Source organism: Thermostichus sp. OS-CIW-33, assembly GCF_054059615.1.
The window spans coordinates 24458-43427 of the sequence record NZ_JBSSCH010000005.1 but is presented as its reverse complement, the minus strand read 5'-3'; the positions used below and the strand labels follow the sequence as shown (position 1 = coordinate 43427).

Sequence of the window (18970 nt, the reverse complement as noted above, 5' to 3'; positions counted from 1 at the left end):
TCTTCTAGAGTCTTATGTTCACCGCTCCTGCTCTCTCTGCCCAACTGCATCCGCTCATTCAGGGCTTATCTGAGGCAATCCTGAACGTTTGGGGATCTACCCTCACCCTAGCCCCCTATCCTCTGCCTGAAGATCTGGGCTACGTGGAAGGCCGCCTAGAGGGTGAGAAATTGCAAATTGAAAACCGCTGCTACCAAGGGGATCCCTTTCGCAAACTGCACCTGGAGCTGGCCCAGGCCGGGCAGAGCCTGGATATTCTCCATTGCGTTATGTTTCCGCAGCCGCAGTACCCGCTGCCGCTGTTCGGTTGCGACATTGTGGTCGGTCGCGGACAGGTGAGCGCCGCCATTGTCGATCTCTCGCCGGTGACCCCCAGCTTGCCCGATCTCTATATCCAGGAGCTGGAAGCGTTGGGATCCCATCTGGCCCCTTTCCAGCATCGGCGCCGGTTGCCGGAGTGGGGCACGATTTTTTCTCCCTACTGTCTGTTCGTCCGTCCTGCCGACGAAGCAGAGGCCGACCGCTTTTTGCACTTTGCCCGCCGTTACTTGGAAATTCACTGTCGGTTGGCGCAACAGATTCCCCCGCAGACGGATCCCGACCAAATTTTGGCCCACTACCAGGGGCAGCAGCGCTATTGCAGCCAGCAACAGCAGAACGACCGCACCCGCCGCGTTTTGGAAAAAGCTTTTGGCCCCGCCTGGGCAGAGCGCTACATGAACACCGTCCTTTTCGATTTGCCTCCCAGTCCCGTGCAGATCTAGGCGGGATCCCCTTGCAGCCGCTGCTGGATGCTCAAGGCCAATTTTTGCCCCAGGAACTCCGGCATGGCTGGAGTTGAATCCGGCCCCAGCAAGTAGAAAATAAAGCGCGTCTGCTTGCGGCGGAGCATCAAGTTGAGGTTAACAACGGTCAAATCCTCCTGCGCGAGGGCCGTCATCACCCGGTAAAACGCGCCCGGCTGGTTGTCCACATCCACCAAAAGTGTGGGCAAATGAAACACCGGGTCAAAATAAAAAGAAACCTGCACGTCTTTTAGTCCGGCCTTGAGATCAAACTCCAGCGCCAAGGTTTCATGAACGCGAAACACACCCGCCAGGCATTCGTGAATGGCCCGTTCTAGACTGAGCTTGGTTTGGGAAGATAGGCTGTGGCCATCGCGGGAGACGATGGTGCGGATAAACACCAGGTGCGGTGAGTAGATCTGCCCATAGAGATGGATGCCATGCACCGAGAGATTAAAAGCAGTGAACACCCCAAACAGATCGCTGAGCAGAGAAGGTCGGTTGCGGTAGGCCAGACAGACCACCGTCTTGCGACCTTCGTCCTGCACCTGTACCACCGCCTTGCGGGTCTGGTAGAGGGCGTAGGCCAAGCGCAGATTTTGGGCCTGTACCTCGCTGCTGACAAACTGGCTGTAAAAAGGCGGAAAGCTCTGGTTAAAACGCCGCATCAGAGCGGATCGCGTCAGCGGGACGGAGTCCTTGCGGGTGCTGACTTTGAGCGGCTGAAGATCTTCATGGGCAGCCCTCTTCCGCGCTTCCCGATCCCCGGCAACTCCTAGAGAAGCCACCTTGGGCTGGGGAGTGCCCTGCTGTGCTGATTGCTCATCAGTTGACATCGACCTCGCCACCTGCGTTGCTCTTTCTTCATCCTTACATCGTTGCTCAGTACGCCCCAGCCAAACCTCATTTATCCGCAAAATCACTGAGGCTCGAAACGAATGTCGACGCTGCATCCAATTCTTGTTCAATGCTTTTGGACTTAATCTATCTCACAGGGCTGAGCTGGTCATCCAAAGAGCCGCTGAGGGTCATCCCCCAATTGGGGGGGCTCCCCCCCTTTTTTCGCTGCTGAACCGACGGCGTAAGCCTTCAAATCCTAGGATAGCCGGGATAGCTGGAGTAGGCTCTTAAAGCCTAAACTATGGATTGAGTAGAGTGCTGCAATTTTTGATATAAAGTACCGCATTGTGTGTAGCTGGCTTGGCGACTTGGAGCGCCATCTTGTTAGCCATCACTTTGGTTTTCCTTTAGGTTTGTGAAGGGATCCCTGTGAGCAGGACTGTTGCCGATCCCACCCCATTTTCGCCCGCACAAGCGCCGGATCCCGGTGGAGCCTGGTGGGATCTCAGTCTCATCGCCTCCCCTGCCCAAGAAGACCTGATCTTTTGGCGGCTGGAGAATTTTGGCTGTCGGGGCATGACCAGCCAAGCCTATGGCGAAGATCAGATTTGCATTCACGCCTATCTGCCTTGGCCTCACGTCAGCCTCTTGGATTTGGCAGCCCTCTCCCTGCGCCTGCAGCAAGATGCCCTCATTGCCGGTCAGCGGGTTCCGAAGCTGCGCTGGGAACGCATAGAGGCGGAAGATTGGAGCAGCAGTTGGAAGCAGCACTGGCAGCCCCAACCCATCGGGGATAAGTTGCTCATTTGTCCGGCCTGGCTGGATCCGCCCCCTCACCCCGGTCGGCACCTGTTGCGGCTGGATCCCGGTATGGCCTTCGGCACGGGCACTCACCCCACCACGCAGCTCTGTCTGGAGTCGCTGGAAATGCGTCTGGAGAGCTGGGGAGGGGATCCCCCGGCGGCGACGCTGGCGGATGTAGGCTGTGGATCCGGCATTTTGTCGTTGGCGGCGGCCCTGTTGGGGGTGAAGCGGGTGTTTGCGGTGGACATCGACCCCCTGGCGGTGCAAGCCACGATGCACAACCGCGATCTCAACGGCCTGACGGATCGCATTGTGGTCGCTCAGGGCAGCCTGGAGCAGATTCCCGAAATGGTGGATGGGCTGGTGTGCAACATCCTGGCAGATGTGATCCTGGATATGATCCCGGAGTTTCGGCTGGTGGTGAAGGAGGGGGGATGGCTGATCCTCAGCGGCATCCTCATCGAGCAGGCCAAGTTGGTGGCGGAGATGCTGGAGGCCAACGAATGGGTGGTGGCAGCCCTCTGGCGACGGGGGGAATGGTGTTGTCTGAACGCACGCATGACCTGAGCGCTTTGCCCCGATTGGCGATTGACCCAGCGCAGCGGGATCCCAGCGGTGTTCTCCATTTAACCGGCCCGCAACAGCACTACTTGCAGCGGGTACGCCGCCTCAGGCCAGGGGATCTCTTTTTGGTTTTGGACGGCTCAGGCAAGCTGTGGGCGGCCCGTTGGCAAGCCCAGGGATCCCGAGTTGTGGGCGAGGTGGAGGTGCTGCCGCGGGAATTGCCTGTTTCTTTGCATCTGGGCTTGGCGGTGGTCAAAGGGCAGGGGTTTGACGAGGTGCTCCGCCAGGTTACCGAGCTGGGGGCGGCGCGCATTACTCCCCTGCTGACAGAGCGCACCGTGTTGGAACCGGGATCTGGGCGGCAGGAACGCTGGCAAAAAATTGTGCGGGAGGCCGCAGAACAATGTGAGCGGTTGCGCTGGCCTCAGGTTGATCCCCCCACCCCTTGGACAAGTTGGCTGGCGGAGCTACAAGCCGTTCGCGCTACTCGGACGGAGTCCTTCTGGTGGGGTATAGCCGTGGCGCGCGAGAACGCCCCCCCGCTGGTGCAAGCCCTGCCAAAGCTGCAGATCCCGGCCTTGGCCATAGCCATTGGCCCAGAAGGGGGCTGGACCGTTGCCGAACGTCGGCAGGCTGAGGAATATGGGGGGGTGTGCGTCTCCCTTGGCCCTACCATCTTGCGAGCTACCACCGCCGCTGTTGTTGCCACCAGCCAAATTGCCGCCACCTACTCCTGGTTGGACTCGAGCTTGGATCGGGGTCATTTGGCTCCGCTAGCGACGGGGAGTGTTGTCGTCGATAATCAATAACTAGGCCGTTTGCGTCAGCGGGACGGAGTCCTTTGACGAGAACAGCCATTGGCATAGCAGGCGGCCAGGCCCACCCCAGGGAGGGAGAACGAGAATGGAGATGATCCAGGCGGTGCGGGGCACCCGAGATATTCTGCCGCAGGAGGTGCGGCTCTGGCAGCAAGTGGAAGCCAGCGCCCGAGAGATCCTGGGACGGGCCAACTACCAAGAAATTCGCACCCCCATCCTGGAGTTGACGGAGCTCTTTGCCCGCAGCATTGGCAGTGCCACCGACGTGGTGGGCAAGGAGATGTACTCCTTCAGCACCCGTGGCGAGCAAGAGGTGAGCCTGCGCCCAGAGAACACAGCAGGTGTGGTGCGGGCCTACATCCAGCACGGGCTGCAAACGGCTGGAGATGTGCAACGCCTCTGGTATTGTGGGCCGATGTTTCGCTATGAGCGTCCCCAGGCGGGGCGGCAACGCCAGTTCCACCAGTTGGGGGTAGAGCTGCTGGGCAGCCGGGATCCCCGCGCCGATGCGGAAGTCATCGCCTTGGCCTGGGAGCTGTTGCAAGCGGTGGGGGCGGAGAACCTGAGCTTGCGGCTCAATTCCCTGGGGGATCTGCAGGATCGGCGGGCCTATCGCCAGGCCCTGGTGGACTACCTCACTCCCTTGCGGGAGAAGCTGGATCCTGACTCACAAGAGCGTCTCACCCGCAACCCGCTGCGCATTCTAGACAGCAAGGATCCCCGCACCCGCGAGATTGCCGAGGGGGCCCCCAAGCTGCCGGATTACCTCAGCCCAGAATCGCGGGCTTTCTTCGAGCAGGTGCAAGATCACCTGCAGATGTTGGACATTCCCTACCAGTTGGATCCCTACTTGGTGCGGGGCCTGGACTACTACACCGACACCGCCTTTGAGATCGTCTCACCTGACTTGGGATCCCAGAGTACCGTCTGTGGGGGTGGTCGCTACGACGGCTTGGTGGAAGAGCTGGGCGGACCTTCTACCCCAGCGGTGGGCTGGGCCGTCGGCATGGAGCGGCTGGTGCTGCTGTTGCAAAAGAAGCAAGGGGAGATCCCGCCAACATCGGTCGAGGTTTACGTGATCTCCCGTGGGGCGAAGGCTGAGGCCCAATCCCTCCGGATCGCTCAAGCGCTGCGCCAAGCTGGTTTCTGCACCGAGCTGGATCTGAGCGGCAGCGCCTTTGGCAAGCAGTTCAAACGGGCCAGCCGCAGCGGCGCAACTTGGGCTGTTGTGCTAGGGAATGCGGAAGCTGCAGCCGGAGAGGTACAGCTTAAGCACCTGCCTACAGGGCAACAGCAAACCCTTTTGCAAGCCGATCTGATTCAGTATCTGGCATCCCATTCGGGTCAGCAGTGCGGAGCACCAAGGTGATGGAGCTATGTTAAATTTCTGGGTTCGGCGGGACGGCCAGGAAGACTGGCAGCCAGTACCAGCCGAGGGAGCAGTTCTGGAAGAAGATACCTACACCATTGTTGCCCGTTCGCCTCAGCCCCACTTCACCATCACGGTGGAAGTCCGGCAGCGTCCTCTAGGGCCACAGAATCAGGGCCCTGACACCGGCACGACTCCCCCACAGGTCCAAACCCGTTCTGTGCGCACCAACGATGAAGGGATCGGCATTATTTTGCCCGCCAGCCACCTCACCCCTGGGTTTTGGGAATTGCACTGTCGAGATGCCGACTTGATCGCAGAACTGTTCGGCGAAACCGAGTTAAACAATTGTCTCCGTTTTCAGGTTGTGCCTGCCCCCGCGCCTCTGGAGCCGGAACGGGGGATCCCTGCCCCGGTGGCTGAAGAGGCCGGGTTTGAGCCCCCCCAGAAAAAAGAGGTCGCCATCCCGCCAGAGCTGTTTTCCCTAATGCACAGTGAATTGGAGGGATCCCCGGAGGAGGTGCTGGTGTTGACGGGGCGGATCGGCTGCAGCGGCGAGCTGCGGGTACAGGTTTGGCCAGAAGGGGAGGAGAGGCCGCTTTTCCAGGGACAACGGCAAATTCAACTCCCGGCGGGGGCGCGGACGGCGGTGTTCAGCATCCCCATCACCCTGCCCAGCCAAGTGTGGGCCCGTCCTTTACGGGGAGAACTGGCCCTTACTCCCTCCTCCTGGTGGGATCCAGAGCCGTCGCCTCAGACCCTGACCATCCCCTTTTCCATTCGCTGTCGCAGCCAAGAGGCAGGACTTCTTGGCGCAGGGATCCCCCTCCCGCAGCAGCAAGAGGAAGAGAGGCTGGCCGATGCTGCCAGTCCTGCCTCGACCGCAACCCTGCTCTCTCCCGAACGAACCTTGCAAAAGCTGCTGCGCATCTGGCAGCACAGTGCTCCTGCTGGAGGGGATCCCGGCTCGACTCAGCCGGCAGAGCCCTCTGCTAAGGCCGCACCCGAACCTAACCCCCAGCCTGCGGCGCCGATTTCCCCTCTTCCCTCACCCCCCCAAGCTGAGCCAATGGGCGAGGATGCCGCCCTGCCAGCCCCAGCAGGGAGCCCGGCCACCCCACCTCCGCCTGCATTCGCCCTGCCTGCCACCAGCAAGGACACCAAAAACTCGCCCCCGCCGCCAGAAGTGTGCCCGGCGCCACAACTGCTGGTGCCTGAGCAATTGCGAGCGGGCGACAATTTCGATGTGGTGCTGCGTTTGCCGGCCTTGGCCCCTGCCTCCGCCGCCGGCGCCGCCTCCCAGCCACCTTATTGGATCAAGTTTTGGGTCAAGCATGGCCGCACCCGCTCGTTGGTGGATGGCCCCCGCTGGTTGCTGGACTTCTCCCGCGACGATCAGGGGCAGTGGCAAGCTTTAACCCGCATGACCATTCCCCCAGGCGTCCCCGAGCTGATCTTTGAAGCTTGGGCCGTCAGCCCGGATCGCCAGCAGCAGAGCGACCGAGTTACAGAGCACCGCTCTATCTTGCCTTAGGGATCCCTCGCTCTTGAGTCCTGTTTAGTCTTGGACGGAACGCACCATCAGCACGGGGCAGCCGATGTGCACCCGCACATAGTCAGAGATGGAACGCCCCAACAGCCGATCCAAATCGGGAATGCTGCGGGCAATGGTAGGTCGGCGGTCAGGGGATCCCATCACCAGCAGATCGGCCTTGCTTTCTTCAGCCAGGCGGACAATCTCCGTAGCCGGATCCCCGACAGCCGTCAACACCTGGTGGCCGATTTGCCGGTTTTTGAGGATGTCGATTGCCCGATCTAGGGCCTCATCTCTACCTGGGTTGTCGGCATCCAACTGCACAGAGGCCAGGAAGATCTGGGCCCCTTGAATGCCGGAGATCAAGTCAAGGGCCGTGGCAAAGGCGGCCTGGGCAGCGGGGGAGTTGTTGAGGGCCACCATGACATGGCTGGGGTATTTGACGTAGGCGTCGTCTTTGACCAGCAGCATTGGGCAGGAGGCGAGCTGAAACACATATTGGCTCACCGAGTTCTGCAAAATGGCCATGATGCGGTTGCGCCCCCGGGATCCCATCACAATCAGCGGATTGGGCAGGGACTCGGCCACCTGCAGCACCACCACCTTGGGATCCCCTTCCACCAGTTGCGTGCTGATCTTTAGCCCTGGGCGGGGGGGGAAAGTCTGCAGGGTTTGGGCCAGCAGTTCCTGCCCCTTTTGCCAGGCAGCCCGCATCTCCTCGGCAGAGGTCTGGGAAGGCACCGCATGCAGCAATGTCACGTGGCATTGGGCAAAGGCCGGCAGAGACAGAAGGGTATGCACCATTTGCTCAGTGGGGCCGCTGCCATCGATGGCGGCAATGAGGTTCTCAAATCGAGACATGGGATCCGTTCTCCGGGCCGTAGTTTGCCAAGACTCATCCTAGATCTGCCCCTGCGGATCCCTGTTACCGTAGGGGATGTCCTGCAACATTTTGTTGGGTTTTAGTAACTTAGCCACACATAGCCGGTGAAGCCGCCGCCGGCGTTGGTGTTGCGGCCGGTCAAGAATTGAAACCCTCCCAAGCCCAGCGTTAACCCTCCCTCCAACCGCCAGTTGAGCTGGCCCGAAAGCTTGAGGTTGTCGTAGTCGGGATCCTGAACGGCCAAATCCCCGAACAACAAAGGCGCGCCGTTGCCCAACGTAAAATCCCCATCCAGGGCCAGGATGGCCTGCAGCTCAGGAGTCAGGTCTGCCCCGAAGGTCAGGTTGGCCTTGACCCGATCCCCGGGATAGCCCAAGTAATCTCGGAACGTGAGGCAGGAGTCGAAAAAGGCGGGCAGGGATCCCAACTGGGTATTGGCCGCCACCCCAACTTTGAGATCGTAGCCGAAAACACCGTACCCCAAGGGCAGGGGGATGTCTCGGGTGGCGTATCCCGGCGGGATCAAGGCCGTTAGCTGAGCCGAGAAGAAGGGATCCCCGTTTCCCCAAGTATGGCGCAGGCCCAGTTCCAGATCCCGCAGGCCCTGGTTGCGCTGGGTAACGGTGTCAGCCCCGCTGGCAAAGCGATTTTCGATGAAAACGTAGCTGGTGTTGAGGTTGAGAGTGAGCTGATCGCTAAGGCCAGTCTCGGCGAAAAGGTTGAGGCGGGTTTCTCCGTACTCCGAAAGGGCCGGCTGCAGGCGTCCCCCCTGATCAAAGCGGGTGCGAGGCCGATAGACCTCCGGCTGCAGCGAAAAAAAAGTCTTGCCGGCACCGCGGGGAAAACCGCATCCTGCCCAGGCCGGCAGCTCCGGCGGCATTGCACTAACCACCAGACTCGCCAGCAGGCTTGCCCTTAGAAATCTCAGCTTCTCCATGGCAGGGATCCCGGCAGCTTCAGGGGGATTGTATCCCCAGGATCAAGCTCTGGGCCAAGATCCGGGACAAAACCGGCTTTGGAACGACTGCTAACTATGAGGTGGCAGCCGGTAGGCCCACCTGTGCCCGGAATTGGCGAGCGGCGGTCAGCGCTCCGAAGGGATCCCCCTTATACAGGCCGTAGTGCATCAAGGACAGGTGCCGCAGCCCCAGTTGAGACACTTCCCGCAGCCACTCCGGCTGGCTCATGAGCTGAAAGTCTGTATGGACGGTGTCGGCCCGTCCGCCGCTGGGGTGCTTGTCTTTGATGGAGGGCTCGTAGTGGGCCAACATCAGGTTGGAGTGGATGGGGGAAAACAGGCGGCAACAGAGGCGGATTTGCTCTGGGTTGCCGGGATCCGGGCCGTTCAGCTCTGGGTTAAACTCCCCTGGCCGCCGCTGGCGCATCGACTGGAAGGCGATCCCGTCCATCCGGCTCAGGGTCTCGGCAAAGGGCTCCACCATGCTGCGGCCTGCCCCCCGGGAAGGGTCGTCAAAGGTGGCAATCCAGCCCCCCCAGCACAGGGCTACTTCGGCTGCCGGCAGCCGCTCCTTGATGGCTTGGCGGGCTGTGAGGACATTGCGCATTAGGGCTTGGTAGTAGAAAGCAGTGTCGGCGTTGTAGGTATCTGCTGGGATCCGCCAATAGGAAAACTCCGTGGCCAGGCTCCAATAGGTAGGGCGGCCTTGGGGGTTGGCTTGAGCGATATAGCCGGCCAATTCGGCTACATCCTGGACAAACTGCTTGGAGATGTGGTAATCGCCGCAGGGGCGGTGGGTGTCGTCTTCCCAGGTGATGATGTGGAGGGTATAGCCCCGCTCAAACCACTGCCGCAAGAGCCCGGCCTGGTGCCAGTTGCGCCAAAAGGAGAGATCCCCCTGGCGGTGATCAAAGCTGTTGAGCCAACCGCTCAGGAAATGGGGATCCCACCCCTGCGCCACTGCCGCCACCTGCGGATCCGACTCGATTTCCCAGAGGAAGCGACCGGGATCCTCGCCAATGCCCACCTGCCAGCGGGCCAGCAGCTCTGACAAGTTCATGCTTCCCGTCTCGGCATTTTCCGGGCTGCGACTCCCCTGCTGACTCAAAAACTCCTGGCCACAGCCGGCAACCCCATAGGCAGCCAGCAGCGCTCCGCCCGCTTGCAGCACCTGTCGCCGCTGCCAGGATCGTCTCCTTTTCATCTCCTCTCCTCCTGCGGTTCCTCTTGGTGTTGGCGAGCCCACAGCCGCACTTGGGGGGAGCTATAAACCTCCCTGAAGCCCGGCAGCCCCTCAAAATTGAGCTCAGGCCAAAATTGCAGGATGCGATCGGCGCTCCGCAAGGGATCCGCCAGCCCCGCTACCAAGAGGTAGTCCACCCTTTCCTGGGGATGCTGAAGGGCCAGGGCAAACTCGTACTGGTGAGGAGTAAGGAAAGAGCGGGGATCCCTTGCCCAAAAGATAGCCTCAAAGTGGATGTCGTCGTCCACCAGCACTTTTCGCCCGGGCAACAGGTGGCGATAGAGATACTGCCCAACCTGGCGCTTTTCCTGCCGCAGCCTCCGCCAGTCTTCTAGGGCTTGCCCAGCAGAGGTTACTTCATACAGGTTTTGGGCAGCTTCCAACTCGCCACTAAGGGGCACTACCCCTGCCACCAGCCGCTCCCAGAGATCCCGCTCCTCGGCCACCAGGGGCATGAGGAAACCCGGCTCTTGGCTCACCCCATAACCGGCAGTGAGGCAGTTCAACCCCAAGAGGGCAGTGATCAACAGGCGCTTAGCCCAGCCGGGGCCGGCTCCGCGACACAAGTAGGCGCCCATCAGCAAAGGCAGCGGCACCCAGAAAAGGCCAAAGCGGCTCAGCTCCCGCAAAAACAGCCCCTGCCCTAGAGAAGCCAGCAGGATGACCAGCGGCATCCCCCAGACCAGAGCCCATACCCAGCGACCCGGGCCTCGGCCCAGCAGGGATCCCAGCCCCAACAGCAGATAGGCAGGGGCCAGCACCGCCAGCCATTTCCCAGCCTCCAGCACCCCCCGCCAGCCACCCGCCTGCTGCAAGTCTTCCCGCAATTGCGGCAGCCGCAGACCGCTGCCCACCTGGTAGGTGAAAGCCCAGGGATCCCCTGCCGACAGCCAGTTCACGTACAGCCAGCTCAACATCAGGGCCAGGCTGATAAACCCTGCCACCAGCAGCGAAGCCAGCCGAAAACCCCAGGACTGTTTGCGAAAAGCCAACAGCAGCACCCCTGCCACCCAGGGCAGCAGCCACCCACTTTCCCAGCGCAGCACCATCAGGGGCCCCAGCGCCAGCCCAATGAGCAGTAGCCGTAGCGCAACGGGCAGCTCGCCAGAATCCGCCGCAGTCTCTGCCCTGGCCTGCTCCTCTTTACTCAAGGGAAACAGCAGGGCCATGTTCACCCCCACCAACCCTGCTGTGGCTGTCCAAACAGGGCTGCGCAGCAGCATCAAGATCAAAGTCGGCTGCACCACCATCAACAAACCCCACAGCCAGCGCCATCCCACTTCCACCGGCAAGCCGCGCAACTGCCGCCACGTCCAGCCCAGCAGCAAAGAGCCCAAGATGGTCTGCAGCAACAGCGGGGATCGTCCCAGAATGGCCGTAGCCAGCACCAGCGAAGGGGGAAAAGTGGTGCCCACGACGGGCAGGCGGGGATCCGGCCCCAAGGCCGCTACGGATCCCTTATAGCCAAGAAACTGCATCTCCAAGCTCACCCAGCTCCAGCCTTCCTTCAAACCCCACAGAAGGCTAGCCAGCAGCAGAAACAGGATCCCGGTAGACCCGAAGAGCCGCAAGAAAGCCCTGAGCCTGTTGAGAAACATGGGTTACTTCAGTAGCTTCAAGAATTTAGAATTAATTGGAGATTAATTGGAGGGTAACTGGTTAAATCGCCAATCGAGCCTCAAGAGCTATTTAGTGTTAATGAGAACATGTCTCAAGTAGGGCGTGGGGATGGGCTGACGTGTCTAGGCACTGGACACAGGGATAGACTAGCATTCCCTGTCTTGAGAGTCTTTTTCTACGAGTTTTGGCGTAGGCCAATTCAGCCATATTGTCGATGAGGAGGTCTCGGATTCTGAGAGAGGATGGGGACGACTTTGCAAGGACATGATCTTATGTTGCAGGCTGTGCGGGACGTGAATGAAGCAGCAGTTCCAGCGCTTGAGCTAGTGCCCTCTCAAGCAGAGACCCGTCCCTGGGGATCCTTCTGGGTTTTGGATGAAGGCCCGATGTACAAGATCAAGCGCATCGAGGTGAAGCCCGGCCATCGGCTCAGCCTGCAGATGCACTACCACCGCAGCGAGCACTGGATCGTGGTCAGGGGCACAGCGAAGGTTACCCGTGGAGAAGAGGTGATGCTGCTGAGCTCCAACGAGTCCACCTACATTCCCCCCTGCACCAAGCACCGCCTGGAAAACCCCGGCACCCTTCCCTTGGTGTTGATCGAGGTGCAAAACGGGGAATATCTCGGGGAGGACGACATTGTGCGCTTTGAGGATGACTACGCCCGCCAGTAAAGGGATCCCCTGGGCATCCGAATCCACGATTTGTGCGTACAGACCCCGAAAGCTTACAGATTTCTGCATGTCGGGCAAACCTGGGTCAGGTAGGCCAAGGGGCTTGCCTGCACTAGACAAGTGAGGGATAAGCAAGAGGGGGTCAAGGTGACGCAGAAGGCAAGGCAGTGGGCTTTGTGGGTTGCCGGTTTGCTTTGGTGTTGCGGGCCGACGGCTGTCCACGCAGCGGAAGTCATTTCTCTGCAAAGGCTGGGCTACGACCGCTCGGTGCTGCTGCAAGGAGCTAACCCGCGTCTAGATATCGGGATCCCTGCCCCCCTGAACGGTGTTGACCCTGAGGCCAGCTTTGTGCAGTTGCGCCTGGATCCCTCGCCGGTGTTGAAACCTACGTCCACGGTGCGGGTGCTGATCAATGACGAGCTGGCGGGTATCTTCCTGGTGCAAGATCTGCGGCAGGAGCCGGTGGTGCGAGTGCCCATCCCCAGCTTGGCCGCTGGCGAGCGCTTTATCACCTTGTCGGTGCAGCCTTTCCTGAGCATCAGCGACGATATTTGCGCCGACTTGAATACCGGCAATTTGCTGCTGACGGTAGGGCGGGATAGTTTCTTTGAGCTGGTGCCCCGCGCTCCTGATGCCACGGTGGCCGGTTTTCTGGGCCGGCTGTATCCTCAGGTTACTTTGGTAGTGCCGGCCAATCCTTCCTCTGAGACGGCGGAAGCAGCTCTGTGGCTGTACAGCCTCCTTTCTCACCTGTTTCCGCAAACGCCCATCCTGTGGAGCAACCGTCCGAAGCAGGGGGCACAGGTGATCTTAGAGCCGGCCAATTTCACCCCCCACTTGCAGCATCAAATTACCCCAGAGGGATCCCGCCTGCGAGTGGCCGCCCGCCGGGAAGCTATTCTTGCTCTCTATGAAGAATGGAAGCGGGCGGGGCTGGTCAGCCGCGGCATCCAGGTGACAAGGGTGGCGGATCTGGAGAGAGCGCTCAGGGCCAACCGCCTTAGCTTGCGGGAGTTGGGTATTGTGGATCCGCTGCTGCGGGGGTTTGGCAGCCAGTCTTTGGTCTTCAACTTCAACCTGTCCCAATTGGGGGGGCGGCCGCGGGATCTGGCGGCGCAACTAGACGTCATTATGAACCCGGTGGATGGCCGAGTGGGGGATCGCCTCACCGGCTACGTGTTCTTGAATGGCGTTCTGTTGCGCACCTACAACCTGACAGGCCGCACCCAGCTCAACGAAACTGTGACCCTGCCCACCCGCCTGCTGCGCCGCTTTAATCAACTGGAGCTCCGCTTTGACTATGGCGCCAGCCCCGGTAATTGCCAGGGATCCCTGACTCCGCTGACCCTACAAGTGCGCTCGGATAGCTCTGGCTTTATCTGGAGCGGCTACCAAGCCCCCACTGGCGAGCTGCAGGAGATCCCGGCGGTGCTTCGAGGATCCGGCCAAGTGTGGGTAGGGGATCCCCAGTTGCTGCCAGCTACTGCTTATCTCTTGGGTGCCCTTGGTCGTCTGTCGGCACAGCCCTTGTTGCCCACCCTCCAGTTTTTGCCGGAGGGGAAATCCCAACTCCAAGCAGAGAACTTTGCCTGGCAGATAATCGTGGCCGGGCCGGAGCAGGTGGAGCTCAACAGCCCCATCCGGCTGGGATCCCAGTTTGAAATCATCAATCCCCTGAACCAGCAGGTGGCCTTGGCCGCTCAGCCTCAAGAAAACCTCGGCCTTTTGCAGTACTTTCTCCTGAAAGGTAAGCCGAACCTTTGGCTTTCCTGGTGGGGATCTGACCCGGCTTTGGCAGAGCGCCTCAGCCGCGGCCTTGCCGATCCGCGCACCCGCCTGGCCAACCAGCTACAGGGAAACGTGCTCACCGCCTATGCCGCTGCCCCCGATCTCACCCAAGTACAGAGCTGGGATCTCACGCCGGCAGGCTATCGAGTGCGCTACCCCGGTCGCTTCAGTTGGCAGCTTTTGTTGTGGCAATACCGCTTTTGGCTGGTGCTTTTGCTGGCCATCCTGCTGGCTGTGGGGGCATGGGACACCTATCGACGTTTGGCCCGGCAACCTGAGCCGCCAACCCCCTCTTAAGCCAAGCGAGAACCTAAGATTCGCCTAGAATTAATCTGATTTTGAGCTTATGTTAACGCTTATCGAATACTGGTTGGTGCGCACAGGCTGTCTAACCCAGGAGCAGTTGGCAAAGGCTTATCGCTATCAAAAACAAGCTGATTGTTCCCTGCCGCGGGCCCTCTGGAGCTTGAGGGCAATGCACCCCCGTCAGTTTGCTCGCCTCTGCTGTCAGATCTTGGATCGGCCCAAGCTGAGGAGCTGGTTGCTCGAGCATCCCCTCGACCTAGAGCTGCCTTGGCTGATCGAGCCTATCGATCTGGTGCCGGTGCGCTTTCTGCCCTGTGGCTGGCTCGACCCGCGAACCGTAGTGGTTGCTACCGAGGAGCCGGGCCATCCCATTGTCTGGCAAAATGTCAAGCGCCTCTGCCCCGAAGCCGATCGGATTTGGGAGATCCCGGCCACCGAAAAACAGATTCTGACCGTCCTCATTGAACGCAAGCTGACGGCAGAGCTGGTAGGCAGTCGGCTTACTCTGGAACAATGGCAGGATCTTCTGGCCATTCGTCGCCGCACCGGATCCAGCCTAGGTCAGCTTTTGACCCGGCTCAGCTACCTTTCCACGCCGGAGTACCTGAGCATTCTCACTCAGTTGTTAGGGTATCCGACAGTGTCTGAATTGATAGGGACAGGGCTGCTTCATCGAGATCCAGCTTTGAGCAAACAGTTTGATCCTGAGGTGATGATGCGTCACCTGTTCTATCCCTTGGCCTGGACGGATCAGAACACTCTCACGGTGATGGTGAACGACCCCCTGGACTGGGTGGTGGATGAGATCCTCTACGCTTGGCGGCCAGGCTTGCGGATTGAAAAAGTTCTGGGCACCGAGCAGGATATCACGCAGCTTCTCAGCCAGGATCAGGGCTCCCAGTTTAGCCAAGAAGCGGTGTACAAGCTCATGGCCCGCCTGCCAGAAGAATCGGCCTCGCGGGTGTTTACCCCCTCCCAGATTGCGGTGGGCTATGGCCTGCTGCTGCTGTTGCTTTGGGGATTGGCCACTGCTCCCTGGACGACTCTGACCATTTTGGTGCTGCTGATCAATCTTTTTTACGTCGCTTCGATCCTGTTCAAACTGCTGCTCAGCCTAGTGGGATCCGCCGATCGCTTCCACCAGATTACCGATGAGGAAGTGGCCGCCCTCGATGACCGCACCTTGCCCATCTACACCATCCTGGTGCCGGTCTACAAAGAGCCGGAAGTAATGCCGATTTTGATCAAGTCTCTCTCTAAGCTGGATTACCCCCACGAGCGCTTAGATGTGCTTATTCTGTTGGAGGAAAACGACCGAGACACCATTGAGGCAGCTCGAGCTGCCAAGCCCCCCCGCTACGTGCGCCTGCTGCTGGTACCGGATAGCAAGCCCAAGACCAAACCCAAAGCCTGCAACTACGGCCTGGCCTTTGCCCGTGGCGAATATCTCACCATCTACGACGCTGAAGATATTCCTGACCCAGATCAACTCAAAAAAGCGGTCATCGCCTTCCAGAAAGGGGATCCCAGCTTGGTCTGCGTCCAGGCTGCTCTCAACTATTTCAACCGCAACGAGAACTTCCTCACCCGCATGTTCACCTTGGAGTATTCCTATTGGTTTGATTACCTTCTGCCGGGTTTGGAAACTCTCAGAATGCCCATCCCCCTGGGCGGCACCAGCAACCACTTTCGCACTGACCGCCTGCGGGAGCTGCAGGGATGGGATCCGTTCAACGTCACTGAAGACGCCGACTTGGGCATCCGCGCCAGCCAGCACGGCTATACCGTGGGCGTGATCAACTCCACCACCTACGAAGAGGCCAACTGTGCCGTTAAAAACTGGATCCGGCAGCGCTCCCGCTGGATCAAAGGCTACATGCAAACTTGGCTGGTCCACAACCGCAACCCCCTGCGCTCCTTGCGCAAGCTGGGCCTGAAGAACTGGCTGTCTTACCAGTTTTTTATTGGCGGCAGCTTCTTTACCTTTCTCACCAGCCCCATCATGTGGCTGCTGTTTATTTACTGGCTGCTCACCCGCGCCCATTGGCTGCAAAACCTATTTCCCAGTTGGCTGGTTTATCTGGGCTTGTTTAACCTCCTCGTGGGCAACGCCATTGGGATTTACCTGAACCTGGTCGCGGTCTTCCGCCGCGGTTACTACGATCTGGCTTTCTATGCTCTGCTCAACCCCATCTACTGGCAACTGCACTCTATGGCAGCTTACATGGCCCTGTGGCAGCTCTTTACCAAGCCCTTCTACTGGGAAAAGACCATCCACGGGCTGAGCAAGTTTACCCACGCCAAAGTCCAGGAAGCTGCTCACAAAGCAGCCTAGGCTACGGACTGAGTTCCTAAGCAGTAGCAGCGAAGTGAGGACAGCCAGCACCCTTCTAGAAGCTGTAGTCCGAGTCTACGATCACAGCACAACCACTGGGGTGGAGACAGCTAGCCATGATCACCTTGACAGAAAAGTTGCCCTCGTAGGGCGCCTGCACGATGGGGAAATCGTCCAACAGTTCGTCTGCAGCCACCACCTGACCGCTGGCATCGTAAAGCACCAGATCCACATCGAAGCAATCCTGGTCGCACTGCGCCCAGATGTTTTCACCTCGGTAGAAATAGCCTGTAACTACGGTCGATTGTCCATTAAGAAGCCACAAACTACGGCTCTGAGCCCAGGCGGCAGCGCCCCCGATAACTGTGGCCGCTCCTATTAAGCTTGCCACCAACCAGCCCCGCACCGAAGCCATAAGACTGCCCTCCTACTGAAAAACGGAGATAGATTTTCTACAGGGATCCACCTCAACGCCCACACTCTAGCACCCAGATCCGTTTCTCCCGAATGATTCAGATCACGTTAAGGATCTTAAGAATCTCATGCTGAAAATCGCGAAAAAGAGTTACAAAAAAAGGGATCCCGAGTAGAGCAGGGATCCCTTAATTCTGACCAGAAATCCGGCGAAGCTCCCGCATCGGTCTGGCGGACTTCTCATTGCGGCAAATTCAGTTCCCCCCTTCGCCCTAAGGGATCCGTCAAGACATTGCCGGCGGGGCCTTTGATTTGAATGGTGCAGCGGCTGCCGGACACTTCAATAACGTTGTAGTTGGGCACCGCCAGCTCCAAAAAGCGCAAGTTGCCCGTCGTTACCCCTGGGATCCCGCTCACTTGCGGATTGGTCGGGTTCACCGGTGCCAAAAAGCCGTTCACAATCCGGTAATACAGGCGGCTGGCATTGGGGATCCCCAGTTGATTGCCCAGCTCGTCAATGCTCAGGGCCGTAACGCTCCGCCCGGTGGGGCCAGTCCACACTTCCCAGATGGGGTTGCTGCTGCCGGGGTTGACCTGGCCGATGAAGCCGGCGTGGTTGTTGCCCGTCAGGAACACCACGTTGCGGATGTTGTTGCTCTCGATAAAGTCAATGACTTCCTGCCGCTCCAGCCAGTAGCCTTCCCAAACATCGTTGGAGCGGAAATAGGTCACCGTGATGGGAAACTCGCTGACGATGAACTTGTAGGTGGCGGTGGAGTTGCGCAGGCCGTTGAACAGCCACTGCTTCTGCGGATTGCCCAACAGCGTGCGCGGCGTGCGGCGCAGCAGGTTAAACAGGGCTTGCTCGGAGCCGGGTGGGCCGAAGAAAAGGGTTTCCTGTTCGGGCGTAAGACGAATGCCAGCCAGCTCCAAAAAGCGCTGCCGGGTCAGGCCGGGAGGCAAAATGGGCAAAATGGGGGTCACGGCGGCCAAATCCCGGTACTGGCGCAGATCCAGGATGAAGACTTCGGCATTGGCCCCGTAGCGGAAGCTGCGAAACAGCCGATCCCGGCTATCCACACCGGCCACATCTGTCAGGTTGGGGGTAATGGGGTTGTATTCAAAAAAGGCTTGGTAGCCGAGCACCTTGAGATCTTCCACATCGCGGGTTTGCCCGGTGGTGTCGTTGAGCTGAGTGGCCCGGCCACCGCGGGCCTTCTGGCCACTGTAGTTGTCAATCACCTCGTGATCGTCCCAGTTGACAACAAAGGAAGTCCGGCCAAACAGTTGCGCGAACTCCCGCCCGGCATAGTTGGGATCCCGCTGATCCCGATAGAGGCTGCGGTAGAACTCCAGATTGCCGATGGGATCCAGCCCCAGCCAGAAGCGATCGGCGTAGACAGTGTCGCCGTTAAAGGAAATGAAATCGATATCGCCGCGGCTGACTTCTGCCAGCATGGCTGCCCCAATAGGAAAGGGAGGCTCGTTGGCACAACTGATGTGTAAGAAGCGAATGGGTCGTCCATCCCCAGGAGCTGGCAGGGTGCGAAACTGGCCTACAGGGCTGGTAAACCCCTCGCTGACAAACCGGTAGAAGTAGCGCTGCGCTGGCCTCAAGCCGGTGACGACGGCACGAGCAATGTAGTCGCCTGGCTCAGTGCGGTAGTTGCGGCCCGCCACACGGCGAGCAGTAAGCGAAACTTGTTGCGAAATGGGGTTGAACTCGGAATTCTCAGCCACCTGCAACGTCACCGCAACCGTGTCTGTTGCACTGGCCGGGATCACCCGCGTGGAAAGCACCGCCCCTTCCGAGGTGGGATCCCCGGCAAATACCCCTTGGGGAAATCCAGGCTCTCCCAGGGGGGGAATGGAGGAACTGGAGGTGCCTCCACAGGCAGCCAGGGCGGCTGCCCCACCTCCAAACATAAGCAGTTGCAGGAAAAAGCGACGGGAACGCAGGGAACTCATGAGACCCACCTCAGGGACGCAGGCAAATGTAAAGGGATCCGCAACAAAGGCCAATCGCCTTTTTAGT

Annotated in this window: 15 protein-coding genes; 8 read left to right on the top strand and 7 right to left on the bottom strand. The window is 59.7% G+C overall.

The features are described 5' to 3' along the window. Positions 1-14: 14 nt before the first annotated feature. Positions 15-764, top strand: a complete 750-nt coding sequence (locus ACVWZG_RS05010; RefSeq protein WP_414356673.1) for a phycocyanobilin:ferredoxin oxidoreductase — start codon at positions 15-17, stop codon at positions 762-764. Here ACVWZG_RS05010 and ACVWZG_RS05005 read toward each other — a convergent pair. After that, entirely contained in the window at positions 761-1621 is an 861-nt protein-coding gene (locus ACVWZG_RS05005; RefSeq protein WP_457405218.1) for a hypothetical protein, read from the bottom strand. The genes ACVWZG_RS05010 and ACVWZG_RS05005 overlap by 4 nt on opposite strands. 433 nt (positions 1622-2054) lie before the next feature. On the opposite strand from ACVWZG_RS05005, the gene prmA reads away from it, so the two are divergent. The 4 genes from prmA (at position 2055) to ACVWZG_RS04985 (ending at position 6714) form a co-directional block, all read left to right on the top strand. Beyond that, positions 2055-2996, top strand: a complete 942-nt coding sequence (prmA, locus tag ACVWZG_RS05000; protein ID WP_457405216.1) for a 50S ribosomal protein L11 methyltransferase — start codon at positions 2055-2057, stop codon at positions 2994-2996. Continuing rightward, positions 2966-3802 (top strand): 16S rRNA (uracil(1498)-N(3))-methyltransferase, encoded by an 837-nt coding sequence (locus tag ACVWZG_RS04995; protein WP_457405215.1) that lies wholly within the window; start codon positions 2966-2968, stop codon positions 3800-3802. The genes prmA and ACVWZG_RS04995 overlap by 31 nt, the downstream gene beginning before the upstream one ends. A 94-nt stretch (positions 3803-3896) precedes the next feature. After that, positions 3897-5180 carry a histidine--tRNA ligase gene (gene hisS, locus ACVWZG_RS04990; RefSeq protein ID WP_457405213.1) on the top strand — a complete coding sequence of 428 codons (1284 nt, stop codon included), beginning with the start codon at positions 3897-3899 and terminating at the stop codon, positions 5178-5180. A 7-nt stretch (positions 5181-5187) separates the two neighbouring features. Then, positions 5188-6714 (top strand): hypothetical protein, encoded by a 1527-nt coding sequence (locus ACVWZG_RS04985; RefSeq protein WP_457405211.1) that lies wholly within the window; start codon positions 5188-5190, stop codon positions 6712-6714. Positions 6715-6738: 24 nt separating this feature from the next. On the opposite strand, the gene ACVWZG_RS04980 is transcribed toward ACVWZG_RS04985, so the two are convergent. The 4 genes from ACVWZG_RS04980 to ACVWZG_RS04965 form a co-directional block, all read right to left on the bottom strand. Then, positions 6739-7575: a universal stress protein gene (locus ACVWZG_RS04980; RefSeq protein ID WP_414351493.1), complete on the bottom strand. Its 837-nt coding sequence runs from the start codon at positions 7573-7575 to the stop codon at positions 6739-6741. 101 nt (positions 7576-7676) lie between these two features. Then, a complete protein-coding gene (locus ACVWZG_RS04975) occupies positions 7677-8489 on the bottom strand; it encodes a hypothetical protein (RefSeq protein ID WP_414406626.1) in 813 nt (270 codons plus the stop codon). A 139-nt stretch (positions 8490-8628) separates the two neighbouring features. Continuing rightward, the gene (locus tag ACVWZG_RS04970; RefSeq protein WP_414344739.1) at positions 8629-9759 is read right to left on the bottom strand and encodes a hypothetical protein; all 1131 of its coding nucleotides are present in this window, start codon (positions 9757-9759) and stop codon (positions 8629-8631) included. Continuing rightward, on the bottom strand, positions 9756-11396 hold the full coding sequence (locus ACVWZG_RS04965) for a hypothetical protein (protein ID WP_457405209.1): 1641 nt from the start codon (positions 11394-11396) through the stop codon (positions 9756-9758). Before ACVWZG_RS04965 ends, ACVWZG_RS04970 begins: the two co-directional genes overlap by 4 nt. A 294-nt stretch (positions 11397-11690) precedes the next feature. Here ACVWZG_RS04965 and ACVWZG_RS04960 point away from each other — a divergent pair, with 294 nt between their 5' ends. From ACVWZG_RS04960 to ACVWZG_RS04950, 3 genes are all read left to right on the top strand, one after another. After that, the gene (locus ACVWZG_RS04960) at positions 11691-12092 is read left to right on the top strand and encodes a cupin domain-containing protein (protein ID WP_148202691.1); all 402 of its coding nucleotides are present in this window, start codon (positions 11691-11693) and stop codon (positions 12090-12092) included. A gap of 147 nt (positions 12093-12239) precedes the next feature. Further along, the gene (locus ACVWZG_RS04955; RefSeq protein WP_457405207.1) at positions 12240-14177 is read left to right on the top strand and encodes a cellulose biosynthesis cyclic di-GMP-binding regulatory protein BcsB; all 1938 of its coding nucleotides are present in this window, start codon (positions 12240-12242) and stop codon (positions 14175-14177) included. A gap of 49 nt (positions 14178-14226) precedes the next feature. Then, positions 14227-16521, top strand: a complete 2295-nt coding sequence (locus ACVWZG_RS04950) for a glycosyltransferase family 2 protein (protein WP_457405206.1) — start codon at positions 14227-14229, stop codon at positions 16519-16521. 55 nt (positions 16522-16576) lie between these two features. Here the strand turns inward: ACVWZG_RS04950 and ACVWZG_RS04945 are convergent, their stop codons facing one another. Both ACVWZG_RS04945 and ACVWZG_RS04940 read right to left on the bottom strand, forming a co-directional pair. Further along, positions 16577-16936: a hypothetical protein gene (locus ACVWZG_RS04945; protein ID WP_099812809.1), complete on the bottom strand. Its 360-nt coding sequence runs from the start codon at positions 16934-16936 to the stop codon at positions 16577-16579. A gap of 239 nt (positions 16937-17175) precedes the next feature. Further along, positions 17176-18903 (bottom strand): alkaline phosphatase D family protein, encoded by a 1728-nt coding sequence (locus ACVWZG_RS04940; protein WP_457405204.1) that lies wholly within the window; start codon positions 18901-18903, stop codon positions 17176-17178. Between the last annotated feature and the right edge of the window lie 67 nt (positions 18904-18970).